The organism is Janthinobacterium kochi (assembly GCF_051380715.1).
Lineage (GTDB): Bacteria > Pseudomonadota > Gammaproteobacteria > Burkholderiales > Burkholderiaceae_D > Janthinobacterium.
Window position 1 is genome coordinate 19920 of record NZ_JBNYXO010000005.1, and the last position, 17563, is coordinate 37482.

A 17563-nucleotide genomic window follows, 5' to 3' on the forward strand; every position below is an offset into this window, starting at 1 on the left:
CGGGGAGGAGTGCCATTATATAGATGTATTTGTTCAAATGTATTTCAATCTCATCTTCCGTGGGCTGCTGGCAACAGTATGTCTGTTTCTGCCAGGAAATCGACGAGCGCCCGCACTTTCGGCGCCAGATGCGGCCCGGACGGCCATAGCAGCCAGCAACTGTGGGCCGGATGGTCTGCGATCGCGTAGTCCATCAGCACCTCGACCAGGCGGCCGTCAGCGATGGCGCTGCGCACATGAAAGTCGGGCAGCCAGGCGATGCCCAGGCCTTGCCCGGCGAAGTGCAGGCGCGCTTCGACGTTGTTGCAGATCATGGACTGCGGCAAGTCCGGCGCCGCCTCGCCATCGTCCTGGCGCAGCTGCCACTGTTCGATCTTGCCGCTGTGGCGGAAGCGGTAGTGCAGGCAAGCATGGTGTTGCAGATCCAGAGGACGGCTGGGCGTGCCGTGGCGCGCCAGATAGACGGGCGAGGCCACCAGGCAGGAGCGGAACTGGCCCAGTTTGCGGGCGGCCAGGCGCGAATCGCGGGGCGCACCGATGCGGATGACGGCGTCGAAGCCGTCGCCGACGACATCGGCCAGCGCGTCGGAAAAGTCCAGGTCCAGCGCGATGGCGGGGTGCTTCCGGGAAAATGCGGCCAGCGCAGGCAGGAACAGGCCGCCCAATTCAGGCAAGCTCAGGCGCAGACGGCCGTGCGGCGCCAGATGGCCCGCCAGTTCCTCCTGTGCCGCCTGCATTTGCTCCAGGATTGTTTCGCTGCGCGCGAGGAAGAGCTTGCCCTCGGCCGTCAAGCTCAGCTGTCGGGTGCTGCGCTGGAACAGGCGCACGCCCAGCCGTTGCTCGAGCCGGGCCAGGCTCTTGCTGACGGCCGATGGCGAAATGCCGGCCTGGCGCGCGGCGGCGACAAAGCTGCCCGCCTGCGCCAGTTGCACGAACAGAGCCACGCCGGAAAGGTTATCGACATCTTGGTTTTGCATGATTCATGACAGTTTGGTCAGGTGTGAAACGCATTGAAGCATATTTTTCTTTATCGCGTGGCTGCTTACCATGGGCTTTTATCTGCAGGGGTAGGCAATGAAGATGATCGGTTTCAACAAGGGCAGCAGCGTGGACGAGCAAGATGGCTTGTTCGACACGACGGGAGAGATGCCCGTGCCTGGTCCGCGCGAGGTGCTGGTGCAGGTGCGCGCCGTGGGTGTCAACCCGCTCGACACCAAGGTGCGCGCAGGGCTAGTGAAGGTGCCGGAGCGTGTCGTGACCCTGGGCTGGGATGCGGCCGGCATTGTGCATGCGGCGGGTAGCGAAGTGACTCTACTGGCGCCAGGGCAAGCCGTGTATTACGCGGGCTCGTTCGACCGCACGGGCGCGAATGCCGAATACCACCTCGTCGATGAGCGCATCGCCGCGCGCATGCCGGCGACGCTGGATTTTGCGCAGGCGGCCAGCGTGCCGCTGGCGGCGCTGACGGCGTGGCAATTGCTGTTCGAGCGTTTTGCCATCACGCCCGGCGACACGCAGCTGCGGGGCAGCCTGCTGGTGCTGGGCGGCGCGGGCGGCGTCGGTTCGCTGCTGATCCAGCTGGCGCGCCAGTTGACGGGGTTGACGGTGATCGCCACGGCCTCGCGCGGCGACAGTAGGGACTGGTGCCGCGCCATGGGGGCGCATCACGTGATCGACCATACGCTGCCCATGCCGGAACAGGTGGCAGCATTGAAAGTGGCGCCCGTGCGCCACATCGCCGCCCTGTCGCAGACGGCACGCCACGTCGCGGCATTGACGCAGATCATCGCGCCGCATGGCAAGCTGGCCGTCATCGACGACCACGATGCTTTCGATGCGGCGCCGCTGAAAGGCAAGAGCGTGTCGCTGCACTGGGAAATGGTGTTTACGCGGCCTTTGTACGCCACCGACGACATGCAGGAACAGCAGCGCATCCTGGCCCGCGTGACGCGCCTGCTGGATGACGGCGTGCTGCGCCACACGCTGCGGCAGCGTTTGTCGCCGATGGACGCGGCCACCTTGTTGCGCGCGCATGCGCTGCTGGAGCGGGGCGGGCAGCCGGGCAAAATCGTCGTCAGCGCGGTGTAGCGCTTACACGAACAGCTCGTGCCGCGCGCTCTGGCTGATGGCGATGGTGGCGGGGTGGCTCAAACGGCGTTCCGTGGTGATCGCATAGACTTGCTCGACCAGGCTGTCGACCCGCCCCAGCGCCACCACGGCGTACTGTTCGCAGACCTGGGGCGCGATCACGGTGGGCGCAAAGAACAGGCCCGCGCCGGATTGGCCGAAGGCCTTCATCATGGCGCTGTCGTCGAACTCGCCCACGATGCGCGGGTGCAGATGGTTGTCGCCGAGCCACTGCAGCAAGCGCCCGTAGATGGCGAAGTCTTCGCCTGGCAGCAGCAGCGGCGCACCGTCCAGGCATTGCGGGAAGTCTCCTGCCAGCGTGGCGGCCAGGGTAGGCGTGCCAAACAGGGTCATGCCGCTTTCGCCCAGCAAATGGTTAAAGCCGCGCACGCTCAAATGGGCCGGCATGGGGCGGTCCGCCATGATCAGGTCAAGCCGGTGCACGGCCAGGTCCGCCAGCAGGCTGGCCAGCCGGCCTTCGCGGCAAATGATGCGCAGCGGTTCGGCCAGGCCCAGCGCGGGCGCGACCAGGCGGCAGGCGATCAGTTTCGAGACGGAATCGGCGCAGCCCACGCGAAAGGTCGTTGTCGAAGTGCGCGACTGGTCGCGCACGATTTCCAGCAATGCATCGCCCGTGTTGAAAATGCTTTCGGCATGGCTGAGGATGCGCCGGCCCGTGTCCGTCAATTTCAGCTGGCGCCCGCTGCGGCGGAACAATTCCACGCCCAGGGTCTCGGCAAACTCGCTGAGCTGACCGGAAATCGATTGCGGCGTCAGGTGCAGCTGCTCGGCCGCGCGCGCGATGCTGCCCGTCTTGGCCACCATCCAGAAATAGCGCAAGTGCTTGAAGTTGAGTGTTGACATGATTTTCCCGAAAAATAAATACATCGAATTTTTCGATGTATTCGTAAATTATATTCGATTTGTTCGATGTTTATATTGAGACTATGATGGCTGCTCAATTCATGCAAGGAGAGTGTCATGGGCATCAGGATACAGACAGACAGTTGCGGAGGCCACCGATGAACGGCCTGGAAAGTATTGCGACGGCACCCATGTGGGCCGGCTTCATCGTATTCGTCCTGTTCATGCTGGCGCTGGACCTATTCGTCTTCGGCGGCAACAAGGCGCACAAGGTCAGCGTCAAGGAAGCGGCGACGTGGTCGCTGGTGTGGGTCAGCCTGGCCCTCTTGTTCAACGGCGGCCTGTGGTGGTATCTGAACGGCACGGCCGGTCCCGAGATCGCCAACCAGAAGGCGCTGGAATTTTTTTCCGGCTACCTGATCGAGAAAGCCCTGTCGGTCGATAACGTGTTCGTGTTCCTGCTGATCTTCAGCGCCTTCCAGGTGCCGATCCAGTACCAGCGCCGTGTGTTGATTTATGGCGTGCTGGGCGCGATCGTCATGCGTGCCGTGATGATACTGGCCGGCGCATGGGTGGTAAGCGAATTCAGCTGGGTGCTGTACCTGTTTGGCGCCTTCCTCTTGATTACCGGCATGCGCATGCTGGTGGCGGCCGATGCGGAGCCGGACGTGGCGAACAACCCCGTGCTGCGCTTTGCCCGCCGCCACTTGCGGGTGGCCGAGGGCGACCACGGCGAGCGTTTCTTCGTGGCAAAGGGTGGCTTGCGCTATGTCACGCCGCTGTTCCTGGTGCTGATCCTGATCGAGGTGACGGACCTGATCTTCGCGGTCGATTCGATCCCGGCGATTTTCGCCATCACGACGGACCCGTTCATCGTCTTCACGTCGAACCTGTTCGCCATCATGGGCTTGCGTGCTCTGTACTTCCTGCTGGTGGACGTGGCTGACCGCTTCCACATGCTCAAGTATGGCCTGGCGATGGTACTGGTATTCATCGGCGCCAAGATGCTGGTCATGCCGTGGTACCACGTGCCGGTGGAAGCGTCCTTGCTGGTGGTGGCAGTCCTGATCGTGGCTAGCTGCGTGGCGAGCGTGTTTATCACCCGCAGCGACAAGAAATAAATAGCAATACGGCGCGCCCCGCACGGCGGTGGCGCGCTTTTTAATTAATTAACTGAGAGAGTAGAAAATCATGCGTACCTATGAAGCGAACAGTCCCCAGGCAGCGGGACGTATCCTGGCCCTGATGATGGTGGTTGACGGCAACCTGGCCAGCGCCGAGCTGCAAGCGATGCACCGCAGCAAGATCCTCGAGCATATCGACCTGGCGCCAGCCGCTTTTCAACAGCTGCTGCAAGACTTGTGCGACGACATGCTGACCTCGACCGTGCATGGCGCCGTGCAGCTGGCCAATGGCGTGATCGACAGCCTGCTCGATGAAATCGATGACCCGGACTTGCGCCGCAAGCTGCTGCAAGCCATGTGGAAGATCGCCGACGCGGACGACTGGCTGGCCGATGGCGAAGCCGTGTTGCTGGCCCGCGCCAGCGCGGTATGGTCGGCGGAAACGAACTTCCGCGCGCATGCCGCCTGATGCATATCAAGCCGCCTTGTGCCCCATGGCAATTACGGCGGCGCCGGCCAGGGCCAGGCCCACGCCCGTAAAATCCGTCCAGGCCGGCGTGACGCCGTCCACCAGCCACAGCCAGCCCAGCGCCGTGGCGATATAGATGGCGCCATACGTGGCATACACCCTGCCGCTGGCGGCCGGATGCAAGGTCAGCAGCCACACGAAGATCAAGAGGCTGATTGCGGCCGGCAACAGCAGCCAGGCGCTGCCCTTGTTGCTCAGCCACAGCATGGGCAGGTAGCAGCCCAGCAGTTCGGCCACGGCCGTGACGGTAAACAGCCCGAAAGTGCGGGCCAGACTGGTCCATTCGATGGCGTCGTTCATTGCATTCCTGTGAGTAATCTTGCTGCCATTGTAGCTGCCCGCTTGCCGCCACTGCTATGATCGGGTTCGGATACCGGAGGAAACACTATGACGACGACCCCAGTGCCACGCGCTTTGCTGCAAGCCATGTTTCAGGCCGCCATCGCAGCGGCCCAGCCATCGCACTGCATACCGCCCCACCTGCCGCCCGCGCCCAAGGGCCGCTTGATCGTCATTGGCGCCGGCAAGGCGTCGGCCGCCATGGCGCAAGCCGTGGAACAGCACTGGCCGGGACCGCTGTCTGGATTGGTCGTCACGCGTTATGGCTATGCCGTGCCGTGCGAGCGCATCGAGATCGTCGAAGCGTCGCATCCTGTGCCCGACCAGGCCGGCATGGACGCGGCCCGGCGCATGCTCGAACTGGTCGCCAACTTGCAGCCCGACGATACGGTGCTGTGTCTGATTTCGGGCGGCGGCTCGTCGCTGCTGGCCTTGCCACTGGACGGCATCAGCCTGGAAGACAAGCAAGCCTTGAACCGCGCGCTGCTGGCGTCGGGTGCCACCATCGGCGAAATGAATTGCGTGCGCCGCCATTTGTCCGCCATCAAGGGCGGGCGTCTGGCGGCCGCCTGCCATCCGGCCCAAGTCATCACCTTGGCCATTTCCGACGTTCCCGGCGACAAGCTCGGTGACATTGCCTCCGGCCCCACGGTGGGCGACGCCACCACCTGCGAGGATGCGCTGGCCATCGTGCGCCGCTATGGCATGGATTTGCCGGACAGCCTGCGCACGGTGCTGGAAAGCGGGCGCGGCGAATCGGTGAAACCCGATGACCCGCGCCTGGCACGCACGCAAACGACCCTGATCGGCACGCCGCAGATGGCGCTCGAAGCGGCCGCTGGCGTGGCGCGCGCGGCCGGCGTCACGCCGTATATCTTGGGCGACAGCCTGGAAGGCGAGGCGCGCGACGTGGGCAAGGTGATGGCTGGCATCGCGCTGCAAACGGCTTTGCGGGGCCAGCCGTTTCCCGCCCCGTGCGTGCTGCTGTCGGGCGGCGAAACGACGGTCACCGTGCGCGGCAACGGGCGCGGCGGGCGCAACGTGGAATTCCTGCTGGCGCTGGGCATCGCGCTCGATGGACACGAGGGCATCCACGCGCTGGCGGGCGACACGGATGGCGTCGACGGCCAGGAAGACATTGCCGGCGCGCTTCTGGCGCCGGACACCCTGCAGCGAGCCTGGGCGCTGGGCATCAAGCCGCGCGAGAGCCTGGACCATAACGATGGTCATGGCTTCTTTCAGGCGCTGGGAGATAGTGTGATCACTGGCCCGACATTGACCAACGTCAATGATTTCCGGGCCATTTTGATTGCCTGATTACTGGAAATTTTCCAGCACGATTTTACCTTTCGCTGTGTTACTTTCCAGTAAGGCATGCGCGCGCTTCAAATTCGCCGCGTTGATCGTGCCGAAGCGCTCGGCCAGGGTGGTCTTGATGATGCCTGCATCCACCAGTTGCGCCAGTTCCTCGAGCAGTGCATGTTGCTGGACCATGTCGGCCGTCTGGAACAGCGAACGGGTAAACATCAGCTCCCAGTGCAGGGACACGCTCTTGCCCTTGAACTTGCGCACGTCGATGTGCTCGGGGTCGTCGATCAGGGCGAACTTGCCCTGCGGCGCGATCAATTCCACGATCTGCTCGAAATGCTTGTCGGTCTGGTTCAGGCTGATCACATAGTCGACGGGCGGTAAACCCAGGCGCGTGATTTCCCCCGCCAGCGGCAGGCTGTGGTCGATCACGTGGTGGGCACCCAGTTGCTTGACCCAGTCGGCCGTTTCCGCACGCGAGGCCGTACCGATGATGGTGACCCCCGTCAATTGCCGCGCCAGCTGCACCAGCACGGAGCCGACACCGCCGGCCGCGCCGATCACCAGCAGCGACTTGCCGGTCAGACTCTTGTCGCGGCTGATCTGTAGGCGCTCAAACAGCAATTCCCAGGCCGTAATCGCCGTCAAGGGCAGGGCGGCGGCCGGGGCGAAGTCGAGGCTGGCCGGCATGTGGCCGACGATGCGCTCGTCGACCAGCTGGAATTCGCTGTTGCTGCCGGGGCGGTTGATGGCGCCCGCGTACCAGACTTTATCGCCCACCTGGAACAGGGTCACGTCGGGGCCGACGGCGGTGACGACGCCGGCCGCATCCCAGCCCAGCACTTCCGGCTGGCCCTCTTTCGGGGCGCGGTTCTTGCGCACCTTGGCGTCGACGGGGTTGACGGAGATGGCCTTGACGGCGACGAGCAGGTCGCGCCCTGTGGCGACGGGCGTGGGCAGTTCGATGTCGAGCAAGGCGTTGGCATCCGTGATGGGCAGGCTGTGGTGGTAGGCGATGGCTTTCATGTTCTTCCTCGTTGAGTGAATACCGTATGATGGTGGCAATGCCACCCTGGAAACAGGGGGCGCGCACCGAAACACTTTCAAAGGAATGCTGAAAATTGCTGCGACTCGATGACTTGCAGGTATTTGTGCGCACGGCCGACCGGGGCAGCTTGTCGGCGGCCGCGCGCGAGATCGGCATTTCGCCCGCGCTGGCCAGCGCCGCCGTCAAGCGCCTGGAAGGAGCGCTGGGCTTGCGCCTGCTGGCCCGCACGACGCGTTCGCTGAGCTTGACGGCGGAAGGTACGCAATACCTGGAACATGCGCGCGAAGCCTTGCGCCTGCTGCGCGCGGGCCATGACGCACTGCTGGCCGACAAGGACAGTTTCGGCGGAACCTTGAAAATTGCCATGCCGTCCGACCTGGGCCGCAACCTGATGCTGGGCTGGCTGGACGAATTCCAGTCGCGCCATCCGAAACTGCATTACCAGCTCAGCGTCAGCGACCGGGTGGCCGACATGGTGCGCCAGCAAGTCGATATTGCCTTGCGTTACGGCCAACAGGACGATTCGAGCCTGATCGCCATGCCGATCGCGCCCGCCAACGACCGCGTGCTGGTGGCCTCACCCGACTACCTGCGCGCGCATGATGCCTTGCTGGCGCTGGAAGACTTGCCGCAACACAATTGCCTGCGCTTTGCGCTGGAAGACGGCTTGCACGACCGCTGGACCTTTTACCGCCTGCCCCAGCGCGAGCAAGTGACGGTGTCCGTGAGCGGCAACCGCAGCGCCGACGACGCCGACCTGGTGCGGCGCTGGGCCGTGGCGGGCCTGGGCATCGCCTACAAATCGCGGCTCGACGTCGCTGGCGACCTGGCCGCCGGCCGCTTGCAAGCGCTGTTGCCCGAGGTGGCGGGCGAAGCTGCGCCACTGCACCTGGTGTGCACGCACCGGGCGCAGGTGACGCCACTGGTGCTGCAGCTGCGCGATTTCCTGCGCGACAATTGTGCGGAGCTACTAAAACAGCATGATTGACTGCGGATTGTTACTTCGTGATGTGCCCGCCGTGCATCGCCATATCAGCGGGTTTTTAAAATTACATCACTCATGTATTGATTCAAATCGCGAAAATCCTGCACCCGCCAGGCATATGGCGCGATCTTGACGCCATTCTCTTTCAAGGTTTTTGGAATCAAATCGCCATTCGGACGCAGTATGACCGAGGATACAATCACGCCCGGATAATCCTTTAGGCGTTTTTTGAAAGCGGCTGTTGTCAGGTCAGGCGTGGGAGGACTGCTTTTATTCGCCAATGGCCCTGTGCCCTTGATCTCTGCGCCGTGGCACACGGCGCATCGCTGTACATACAGCGTTTTGCCATTGAGATTATCCGCGAAGGATGACGGTGTTTGAACGAGCGATAACACGCCGAGTGCAGCGATAAATAATAATTTCATTTCATTTTAAATGTGAACTGTTGTATGGGTAATGTCTGGATTAATTGAAAATGCGGAGCTTCCATTGCAATACGTCATGCTCCCGATAATATTTTATCCGAGATTGTTTATTCGTAATGTACTCGCCACCGCGCGTGGTCGGCTGGCGAATCATCGCGCTCGATTACAACTCGTTGCAAATGGCAATCATGCGCAGCTCAAGCTGGGCGTACCCTCAAGCATTCTGCATGAAACCGCTTGAAGGACCGCCATGACACCGAACCGATTATTGCCGACGACCTTGATATCCCTGCTGTTGCTGTCCGGCTGTGCAGCAACCAAGCCTGCCGTCCAGGCCGATGATCGTGCGCAGAACAGTTCCGCGCAGACTAATCCCGCGCAAGCCGTCGCCATGCTGGAACGGGTCAGCTGGGGCGTGAACGGGGGCAGCGTGCGCCAGTTGCAGGCGCAAGGCTGGAACGCCTGGCTGCGGGCGCAATTGCACCCAGGCAAAGCCAACCTGCCGCCCGCCGTCCAGGCGCAGATCGACGCCATGACCATCAGCCAGGTGCCGCTCGATCAATTGGTGATGTCGATGGAGCAAAAGCGCAAGGAGTCGGCCGGCGTGATGGACGACATGGCGAAGCGGCAGGCGCAAAAGGACTACCAGCAGGAACTGAACCGCCTGGCGCGCGAGGCGGCCACGCGCTCGCTGTTGCTCGATGTGTATTCGCCTAACCAGTTGCAGCAGCAGCTGAGCTGGTTTTGGCTCAACCATTTCAGCGTGCACCAGGGCAAACACAACTTGCGCGCCATGGTGGGCGATTACGAGGCGAACGCCATCGCGCCGCATGCGCTGGGGAAATTTCGCGACTTGCTGGGCGCGACCGTCCACCATCCGGCCATGCTGCGCTACCTGGACAATGAAGCCAATGCCGCCAAGCGCATCAATGAAAACTATGCGCGCGAGCTGATGGAGCTGCACACGCTGGGCGTCAACGGCGGCTACAGCCAGGCGGATGTGCAGGAACTGGCGCGCATCTTGACGGGCGTGGGTGTGAACCTGGGAGGCGACACGCCGAAGGTCAAGCCGGCGCTGCAGTCACAATATGTGCGCCGGGGCTTGTTTGAATTCAATCCGAATCGCCACGATTATGGTGATAAACAATTCCTGGGACAAACGGTGAAGGGCAGGGGGCTGGCCGAGCTTGATGAAGCGCTGGACCGCCTCAGCCGTAGTCCCGCCACCGCGCATTTCATCAGCGGCAAGCTGGCCCAGTATTTCGTCGGCGACAATCCGCCCGAGGCCCTGGTGGCGCGCATGGCCGCCACCTTCCAGCACAGTGACGGCATGATCGCCGACGTGCTGCAGACCATGTTCAACAGTCCCGAATTCAGGCAATCGCTGGGCAAGAAATTCAAGGACCCCATGCACTATGTGGTGTCGGCCGTGCGCCTCAGCTATGACGACAAGCCCATCCTCAACGCGGGGCCCATGCTGAACTGGCTTTCGCGCATGGGCCAGCCCCTGTACGGACGCCAGACGCCGGACGGCTATCCTCTGACGGACGCCTCCTGGGCCAGCCCCGGCCAGATGACGACGCGCTTCGATATCGCCCGCACCATCGGTTCGGGCAGCGCCGGCCTGTTCAAGACGGATGGCTCGCAGCCGCAGGAAAAGGTCGCGTTTCCCCAGTTGGCCAGCGCCCTGTATTACCAGTCGCTGCAGCCAACCTTGAGCCCGGCCACGCGCCAAGCCCTGGAGCAGGCCGCTTCGCCGCAGGAGTGGAACACGTTTTTGCTGTCCTCGCCAGAAATGATGCACCGCTAAGTTGACACTGAAGGAATCGCCATGAACCGTCGTGACTTGTTGAAAGCCCTGGCCGCCGCGCCCCTGTTGTCGCATGCGGGCAGCTTGCTGGCCGCGCCCGCCACGAATGCCCGGCTGCTGTTCGTCTTCTTGCGCGGCGGCTATGACGCCAACAACTTGCTGGTGCCGGTCGGCAGCGATTTTTACTATGCCTCGCGGCCGAATATCGCCATTGCGAAACCGGGTGCGGACAACGGCGCGCTGGCATTGACTGCCGACTGGGCCTTGCATCCCGCCTTGCGCGAGACCATTTACCCCATGTTCAACAGCGGCGAGGCGGCCTTCATTCCATTTGCGGGCACGACGGATTTGACGCGCAGCCATTTCGAGACGCAGGACAGCATCGAACTGGGACAGGAGATCGGCGGGCGCCGCGATTTCCGCTCGGGCTTTTTGAACCGGCTGGCGCAAAGCCTGAATAGTAATCAGGGCAATCACGCCATTTCCTTCACGGACCAGCTGCCCCTGATCTTCCAGGGCGGCGTGCAAGTGCCGAACATGGGGCTGCGCTCCGTGGGCAAGTCGGGTATCGATGCGCGTCAAAGCCAGGTCATCGCCGCCATGTACAAGGGCACGCCCTTGCAGCAACCCGTCAGCGCCGGCTTTGCCGTGCGCGACGATGTGGCGAAAGAGTTGACGGGAGAAATGCAGGCGGCCAACCGCAACGCCATCAGTACCAAGGGCTTTGAACTGGAAGCGCAGCGCATCGCCCGCTTGATGAAGGACAAATACAAGCTCGGCTTCGTCGACGTGGGCGGCTGGGATACCCACGTGGGGCAGGGCGGCGCCAACGGCTACCTGGCGGGGCGCTTCGATGAGCTGGGGCGCGGCCTGGCCGCGTTTTCGCAGGAAATGGGCAGCGCATGGCGCAATACCGTGGTGGTGGTGGTCAGCGAATTTGGCCGCACCTTCCGCGAAAACGGCAACCGCGGCACGGATCACGGCCACGGCAGCGTGTTCTGGGTGCTGGGCGGTGGGATCAAGGGCAAGCAGGTGGCGGGCGAGCAGATGGCGATTTCGCAGGCGAACCTGTTCCAGAACCGCGACATGCCCGTGCTCAATGAATATCGCGCCGTGCTGGGCGGCTTGCTGCGCCGCACGTTCGGCTTGACGCCGGCGCAACTCGATCACGTGTTTGCCGGCGTCAAACCGGTGGAGCTTGGCCTCGTATAAATCGTCATGCCGCCGTGTTACGCTACGTCTGCGCAACTGGCGCGTAGCCAAGCTCGCCACGACTCACCACGGCGGGCACGAATGGAGTGGTATGAGCGATACCCAGCGCGACATCGTCAGCGCAGGCTTTTCCCTGGCCCTGATTGCCGTGACGGCCTTCGTCATGCAGCGTTTCTTTTTGCCTCTTGTGTGGGCCGGCATCCTGTGCGTGGCCACCTGGCCCCTGTACCTGCGCGTGCGCGCGGCGCTGGGCCAGCGCACCATCCTCGCGGCGGCCGTGCTGACCTTGGCGTTTGCCTGCATCTTCATCATACCCGTGCTGTTCGGCGTGGCGCAGGCGGCGCGCGAAGTGCCCGTGCTGGCCAATTTCGTCGTCCATGCGAATACCGAGGGCTTGCCCGTGCCGGACTGGGTGGCGCACATTCCCCTGGCGGGCAGTGCCATCGGCGACTGGTGGCAAGCCACCCTGAGCCAACCCCACGGTCTGGGGCACTTCTTTACGGGCAGTGCCGTGGGCGGCTTTCAATCCGCGCGCGACATGCTGAAAATCCTCGGCGCGGACGTGTTCCACCGTCTGGTCGACTTCGGCCTGGCCTTTTTGTGCCTGTTTTTCTTTTACAAGGATGGCGCAGCGTTGACGCGCCAGATCACGGCCGTCGGCAGCCATTTCCTGCGTCCAGAACGCTGGGGCCGCTATACGCAAAAGATTCCCACGGCCATCCGCGCCACCGTCAACGGCCTCGTGCTGGTGGGCCTGGCCGAAGGTGTGCTGATCGGTATCGCCTACGCCATCGTCGGCTTGCCGTCACCGGCCCTGTGGGCGTTTGCCACCGGCATCCTGGCCATCATCCCCTTCGGCGCACCGTTGGCTTACCTGTGCGCCGCCGCCTTGCTGGTCTTCCAGGGCAATGTAGGCGCCGCCATCGGCGTGGCCGCGTGGGGCACCGTCGTGCTATTCGTGGCCGACCACTTCGTGCGCCCCGGCATGATCGGCAACGCCACACGCTTGCCCTTCCTGGCCGTGCTGTTCGGCATCCTGGGTGGGGTGGAAACCCTGGGCCTCGTGGGCCTGTTCATCGGCCCTGTCGTCATGGTGCTGTTCGTTACCTTGTGGTACGAAGCGAATGTGTTTGACAAGGTGCTGCCAGTGCAAACACCTGCCAGCCCGGCCGCACAGGAGCGCGCACAGTAATGAGGGGTCGGCCAGCGTTGCCGCTGGCCGGTACTGAGGCGCTCCCGGCGTGGCCGGGCGAGCTGACTTTAAAACAATGTGCGAGCACCTTGTTTTAAAGTCATTCTTAATGCGCCTTGGATAGAATAAGCAACCAACGGCGCATCAGCAGCACTTCAACATAGCCCGGCTCGATGCCCGTACCGCACTCGATCAAGGGATTGACGGTGTAGTAGCGCTTGCGGAAGTCGCGGCAGACGAGGATTTCGCGCTTGCCCATGCGGACGAGGAAAGAGCTTGGGGCGTATTCCAGGCCGAACCGTGAGCCAAAACCGCTATTCAATGTTGCCATGACAATTCCTTTGAGGGAGATGTGTTGAACGAGTCATCAGAATAGCATAACTACTGTATGAAAACACAGCTACTGTATGAATAAACAGTATTTTTTTACTGGTGTGGTTTTTTTGATCACCGCCAGGAACATGAAAGAGAGATGAGTTTGCAAGAGAAGAATGACATGGGCATGACCACGGACTGGACCACGAAACTGCGCCGCTTCGTCGAGGCGCGCCTGTCGCCAGAGGGCGAACTGGGCCTGCACATGACGGTCGGCGTGGCCCTGATGCTGGTGGCCATCGTGGTCTTCCACGAGATCGCCGAAGCGGTGATGGGCATGGCCCAAATCACGGTGATCGACTTGCAGGTGGCGCAGTGGTTCAATCAGCATGCCGTGCCGTGGATCACCACCTGCCTGCTGGTCGTCACGCATACGCATGGCGTGCTCGGCGCCATCACCCTGGCGACCCTGCTGGGCTGGTATCTGCACCGCAAGGGCGCCAATTACTGGCTGTTTACCCTGATCATCACCATGCCGGGCGTCATGTTTTTGAACGTCCTGCTAAAGTACATTTTTGTCCGTGCGCGGCCCAGTTTTGACGAGCCCCTCCTGCAGACGGCCCTCAGCACCTACAGCTTTCCCAGTGGCCATACTGCCACCTCGACGGCCCTGTACGGCTTGCTGGCCGCCTACCTGATTTGCCAGACGGCGCCGGGCGCCTGGGGCAAGCGCATCGTCATCGCGCTGGGTGCTTTCCTGATGGCCTCACTCGTGGGTTTCAGCCGCATCTACCTGGGCGCGCACTACCTGAGCGATGTGCTGGCGGCCATGGCGGAAAGCTATGGTTGGCTGGCCATCTGCATCGCCGGCGTGTCGACCTTGCGCCGCCGCCGGCATATCCGGCAAACCAAATAAGGGGAATGATCCTGAGCAGAATTGCAGTCATCATCAACGGGGGCGCCGGCTGTGGCTATGCGCCCGACTGGGCGCAGCAGCTCGAAGCACAATTCATGGCCGTGGGGCTCGACGCCGCCATCACCCTGGCGCAAAGCGGGGCCGAGATGATTTCCACGGCCGAGCAAGCCTTGCGCGATGGCGCGCCCATCGTCGTGGCCGGTGGCGGCGACGGCACCATCAATGCCGTCGCGTCCGTCGTTGTCGGCAGCGGCACGCCGTTTGGTGTCTTGCCGCTGGGCACCTTGAACCATTTCGCCAAGGATTTGAATATTCCCTTGGCGCTCGATGCGGCGATTGCCAATGTGGCGCAGGGCGTGCTACACACAGTCGACGTGGGCGAAGTGAATGGCCGCATCTTCCTCAACAATTCCAGCCTGGGCCTGTATCCCGATATCGTGCGCGATCGCGAAAAGCAGCAGCGCCGGCTGGGACGGGGCAAGTGGCTGGCCTTCAGCTGGGCCCTGCTGGCCGCCTTGCGCCGCTATCCATTCCTTAGCGTGCAATTGAAACTCAACGATGCCGTGCATGCGCGGCGCACGCCGTTTGTGTTCATCGGCAATAATGAATACCTGATGGAAGGCTTGACTATCGGTGAGCGCGAGCGGCTCGATGGCGGCCAGCTGAGCCTGTACGTGGCGCAGCGACCGGGCCGCCTGGGCTTGCTGAAACTGGCCCTGCATGCACTGTTCGGCAAGTTGTCGCAGGCCAAGGATTTCGACGTGCTGACGGCCACCGACCTGGAGATCGCCACGCGTCACCGCCGCCTGCGCGTGGCCACCGATGGCGAAGTGACCATCATGAATACGCCGCTGCAATACCGCATCCGTCCCGCCGCGCTGGCGGTACTGGTGCCTGCGCCGGCACCTTCCGGGGAGTAAGGCCATGCGTACCATCGTGCATTTGTCCGACTTGCATTTTGGCAGGGTCGACACGGACCTGCTGGCACCCTTGCGCGCCCTGGTCGAACGGCTGGAACCGGACGTGGTGGTGGTCTCGGGCGACCTGACCCAGCGCGCCCGCAGCGCCCAGTTCCAGGCAGCGCGGCACTTTCTCGACAGCTTGCCGGGGCCGCAGATCGTGGTGCCGGGCAACCACGACGTGCCCCTGTACAACGTATTTTCCCGCTTTTTGACGCCGCTGGTGAAGTACCGGCGCCATGTGACGGACGATTTGTCGCCCGAATATGTGGACGAGGAAATTGCCTTGCTGGGCATCAATACGGCCCGCTCCCTGACCTTCAAGGATGGCCGCATCAGCCACGAGCAGATCGATGTCCTGCGTGAACGCCTGGGCCGTTTGCCGCCCGGTTTGACGCGCATCATCGTCACGCATCATCCCTTTGACTTGCCCGAGCACTTCGACAAGGATGACCTGGTCGACCGCGCGCCGTTGGCGCTGCAAATGTTTTCCGAATGCGGCGTGGACCTGTTGCTGGCCGGCCATTTTCACGCCAGCCATGCGGGCGATACCTCGGCGCGCTACAAGATCGACGGCTACGCTGCCCTGATGGTGCAGGCGGGCACGGCCACGTCCACGCGGGGCAGGGGAGAGTCGAACTCGTTCAATGTCATCCGCATCGAAGACAGCGGCATTCGCGTCGAGCGCTACAGCTGGAATGAAGATAGCGCCGACTTTGAAAAGGTCAGTACGGAAGCGTTCGAGCGCCAGGGTGGCGTGTGGGCCAGCTTGCGGCCGCTGTAGGTCTGATTGGCGCGGCGAAGCCGCGCGTAATCCGACGCTATTGTTGGCGGTGGTGGTGGTTTTCGTGATGGTGTCGGCTTACGCTGATGTCGGATTACGCTGCGCTAATCCGACCTACGCCGACCTGCACCGGTAGCAGGAGTGGCCGGCAAAATGGCCAGGGCTAGGCGCGTTGCCGAAGACAGTACGAATAGTACGGCGAGGCAATGCAACAACGCCCTGGACTTTTTGACGGCTACTCCCTTACAGCCAGTAGTTCATGAAACGCGCCGCCCACTCCTTCATGCGGTCGGAGATGGGCCGCGTTTCCCATTTCGCCCGGGTGATCTCTTCCGAGTCGCGCAAGTCTTCCTGAAAAGCGTTTTCCATTTCCCGGCCGAAGCTGTCGCCCAGCACGATCACGTTCAGTTCGCTGTTATGCAGGAAGCTGCGCATGTCGATGTTGGTCGAGCCCACCGTCGACCAGGCGCCGTCGATGACGGCCGTCTTGGCGTGCAGCACGGCCAGTTTCAAGTGGAAGATGCGGATGCCGCCGGCCAGCAACTGGTCGTACAGCGCGTGTCCCGCATGGAACACAAGGCCGCTGTCGGACACGCCGGGCAGCACCACGGTGACATCCACGCCCCGCTTGGCGGCTGCGATAAGGGCGTCGACCGTCTGCTGGTCGGGCACGAAATAGGCGGACGTGATGTGGATGGATTTCTTCGCTTCCTGGATGGCCAGGATATACGCCTTGTAGATTTCAAAGCCGCCGTCCGGCTCGCTGGCTACTACGCGCACCAGCTTGTCGCCCACTTCGTAAAGCACAGGGAAATAATTGGCGTCTGGCAAGTCGGCCTGGTCTTGCTGGGCCCAGGTGCGGATGAACAGCCACTGGAAGGCGGCCACGGCCGGGCCTTCCACTTTCACGTGCGTATCGCGCCAGCCCACGTCCTTCTTGTCGGTGGGTTTCGATTTTGAGCGGAACAGCGAGCTCTTCGCATAGGTATCGCTGATATTGATGCCGCCCGTAAACGCCATCTTGCCGTCGACGATCAGCACCTTGCGGTGGTCGCGGTTGTTGATCTTCCAGTCGTCGCCCTTGAGCTTGGCCGGATTGACGGGGTTGAAGGCCACCAGGTGCACGCCGGCCGCGCGCATGCGCTCAAAGAACGCCTGCGGCACGCCCAAGGTGCCCACGCTGTCGTAGATGACGTTGACCGTCACGCCTGCCTGCTGCTTTTCGATGAGCATGTCGGCAAATTTCAGGCCCAGCGGGTCCTGGTCGAAGATATACGTTTCCAGGTTGATGCTGTTCTTCGCTTCGCTGATGGCCTGGAACATGGCGGCCATGGTTTGCGGGCCGTCAAACAGCAGGGTCACCTTGTTACCCTTGATCAAAGGCACGCCCGTCGCGGCCTCTTCCAGCGCCGCCTGGGTATGCAAGTCCATGCCGGACTTGGCCCAGCGCTTGTTGAGCAGGGCGGCGCGGCTGTTGACGTTCAGCAAGGCTCCCTTGCCCGTGATCACCTGGGGCTTCGCCACCGGGGCCAATGTGGTGTTGAGATTCTTGACATCGGGCAGCGAGGCGCATGCAGCCAGGGTCCAGCACAGCAGTAGGGCGGTGAGGCAGGGTTGCATGCGCCT

At 62.6% G+C, this 17563-nt stretch carries 18 protein-coding genes; 11 read left to right on the forward strand and 7 right to left on the reverse strand.

The window, feature by feature from the left end; all coding sequences use genetic code 11:
* Window positions 1-50 precede the first annotated feature (50 nt).
* Complete coding sequence (locus ACQ4WL_RS12760) at window positions 51-977, reverse strand: LysR family transcriptional regulator (protein WP_436510106.1); 927 nt, start codon at window positions 975-977, stop codon at window positions 51-53.
* A 97-nt stretch (window positions 978-1074) separates the two neighbouring features.
* Here ACQ4WL_RS12760 and ACQ4WL_RS12765 point away from each other — a divergent pair, with 97 nt between their 5' ends.
* Window positions 1075-2088, forward strand: a complete 1014-nt coding sequence (locus ACQ4WL_RS12765; protein ID WP_436510108.1) for a zinc-binding alcohol dehydrogenase family protein — start codon at window positions 1075-1077, stop codon at window positions 2086-2088.
* 3 nt (window positions 2089-2091) lie between these two features.
* Here ACQ4WL_RS12765 and nhaR read toward each other — a convergent pair whose 3' ends face one another.
* Window positions 2092-2991, reverse strand: a complete 900-nt coding sequence (gene nhaR, locus ACQ4WL_RS12770) for a transcriptional activator NhaR (protein WP_436510109.1) — start codon at window positions 2989-2991, stop codon at window positions 2092-2094.
* Between the two features lie 158 nt (window positions 2992-3149).
* On the opposite strand from nhaR, the gene ACQ4WL_RS12775 reads away from it, so the two are divergent.
* Window positions 3150-4112 carry a TerC family protein gene (locus ACQ4WL_RS12775; protein ID WP_436510110.1) on the forward strand — a complete coding sequence of 321 codons (963 nt, stop codon included), beginning with the start codon at window positions 3150-3152 and terminating at the stop codon, window positions 4110-4112.
* Window positions 4113-4182: 70 nt separating this feature from the next.
* A complete protein-coding gene (locus ACQ4WL_RS12780; RefSeq protein WP_071078666.1) occupies window positions 4183-4584 on the forward strand; it encodes a tellurite resistance TerB family protein in 402 nt (133 codons plus the stop codon).
* A 6-nt stretch (window positions 4585-4590) separates the two neighbouring features.
* Here ACQ4WL_RS12780 and ACQ4WL_RS12785 read toward each other — a convergent pair whose 3' ends face one another.
* Entirely contained in the window at window positions 4591-4944 is a 354-nt protein-coding gene (locus ACQ4WL_RS12785; RefSeq protein ID WP_436510112.1) for a YnfA family protein, read from the reverse strand.
* Window positions 4945-5031: 87 nt separating this feature from the next.
* Here ACQ4WL_RS12785 and ACQ4WL_RS12790 point away from each other — a divergent pair, with 87 nt between their 5' ends.
* Window positions 5032-6300, forward strand: a complete 1269-nt coding sequence (locus ACQ4WL_RS12790; RefSeq protein ID WP_436510113.1) for a glycerate kinase type-2 family protein — start codon at window positions 5032-5034, stop codon at window positions 6298-6300.
* Here ACQ4WL_RS12790 and ACQ4WL_RS12795 read toward each other — a convergent pair whose 3' ends face one another.
* Window positions 6301-7317, reverse strand: a complete 1017-nt coding sequence (locus ACQ4WL_RS12795) for a zinc-binding alcohol dehydrogenase family protein (protein ID WP_436510115.1) — start codon at window positions 7315-7317, stop codon at window positions 6301-6303.
* Between the two features lie 95 nt (window positions 7318-7412).
* Here ACQ4WL_RS12795 and ACQ4WL_RS12800 point away from each other — a divergent pair, with 95 nt between their 5' ends.
* The gene (locus tag ACQ4WL_RS12800; protein ID WP_436510116.1) at window positions 7413-8327 is read left to right on the forward strand and encodes a LysR family transcriptional regulator; all 915 of its coding nucleotides are present in this window, start codon (window positions 7413-7415) and stop codon (window positions 8325-8327) included.
* Window positions 8328-8371: 44 nt separating this feature from the next.
* Here ACQ4WL_RS12800 and ACQ4WL_RS12805 read toward each other — a convergent pair whose 3' ends face one another.
* Window positions 8372-8749, reverse strand: coding sequence for a c-type cytochrome (locus ACQ4WL_RS12805; RefSeq protein WP_436510118.1), 378 nt, complete (start codon window positions 8747-8749; stop codon window positions 8372-8374).
* Window positions 8750-8999: 250 nt separating this feature from the next.
* Between ACQ4WL_RS12805 and ACQ4WL_RS12810 the strand changes: the two genes are divergently transcribed.
* The 3 genes from ACQ4WL_RS12810 to ACQ4WL_RS12820 all read left to right on the forward strand — a co-directional run bounded on the left by ACQ4WL_RS12810 (window position 9000) and on the right by ACQ4WL_RS12820 (window position 12963).
* Window positions 9000-10559, forward strand: coding sequence for a DUF1800 domain-containing protein (locus tag ACQ4WL_RS12810; RefSeq protein ID WP_436510120.1), 1560 nt, complete (start codon window positions 9000-9002; stop codon window positions 10557-10559).
* 21 nt (window positions 10560-10580) lie between these two features.
* Window positions 10581-11771, forward strand: a complete 1191-nt coding sequence (locus ACQ4WL_RS12815; RefSeq protein WP_436510122.1) for a DUF1501 domain-containing protein — start codon at window positions 10581-10583, stop codon at window positions 11769-11771.
* Window positions 11772-11862: 91 nt separating this feature from the next.
* A complete protein-coding gene (locus ACQ4WL_RS12820; RefSeq protein WP_436510123.1) occupies window positions 11863-12963 on the forward strand; it encodes an AI-2E family transporter in 1101 nt (366 codons plus the stop codon).
* A gap of 106 nt (window positions 12964-13069) precedes the next feature.
* Here ACQ4WL_RS12820 and ACQ4WL_RS12825 read toward each other — a convergent pair whose 3' ends face one another.
* Complete coding sequence (locus ACQ4WL_RS12825; RefSeq protein WP_010396348.1) at window positions 13070-13294, reverse strand: hypothetical protein; 225 nt, start codon at window positions 13292-13294, stop codon at window positions 13070-13072.
* Window positions 13295-13435: 141 nt separating this feature from the next.
* On the opposite strand from ACQ4WL_RS12825, the gene ACQ4WL_RS12830 reads away from it, so the two are divergent.
* From ACQ4WL_RS12830 to ACQ4WL_RS12840, 3 genes are read left to right on the forward strand one after another with little or no spacing between them, the layout of a single operon-like run.
* Window positions 13436-14194 carry a phosphatase PAP2 family protein gene (locus tag ACQ4WL_RS12830; RefSeq protein ID WP_436510125.1) on the forward strand — a complete coding sequence of 253 codons (759 nt, stop codon included), beginning with the start codon at window positions 13436-13438 and terminating at the stop codon, window positions 14192-14194.
* 5 nt (window positions 14195-14199) lie between these two features.
* Window positions 14200-15114: a diacylglycerol/lipid kinase family protein gene (locus tag ACQ4WL_RS12835; RefSeq protein WP_436510127.1), complete on the forward strand. Its 915-nt coding sequence runs from the start codon at window positions 14200-14202 to the stop codon at window positions 15112-15114.
* A 4-nt stretch (window positions 15115-15118) separates the two neighbouring features.
* Window positions 15119-15937 (forward strand): metallophosphoesterase family protein, encoded by an 819-nt coding sequence (locus ACQ4WL_RS12840; protein ID WP_436510129.1) that lies wholly within the window; start codon window positions 15119-15121, stop codon window positions 15935-15937.
* A 243-nt stretch (window positions 15938-16180) separates the two neighbouring features.
* Here the strand turns inward: ACQ4WL_RS12840 and cls are convergent, their stop codons facing one another.
* The gene (gene cls, locus ACQ4WL_RS12845; protein WP_436510130.1) at window positions 16181-17557 is read right to left on the reverse strand and encodes a cardiolipin synthase; all 1377 of its coding nucleotides are present in this window, start codon (window positions 17555-17557) and stop codon (window positions 16181-16183) included.
* Between the last annotated feature and the right edge of the window lie 6 nt (window positions 17558-17563).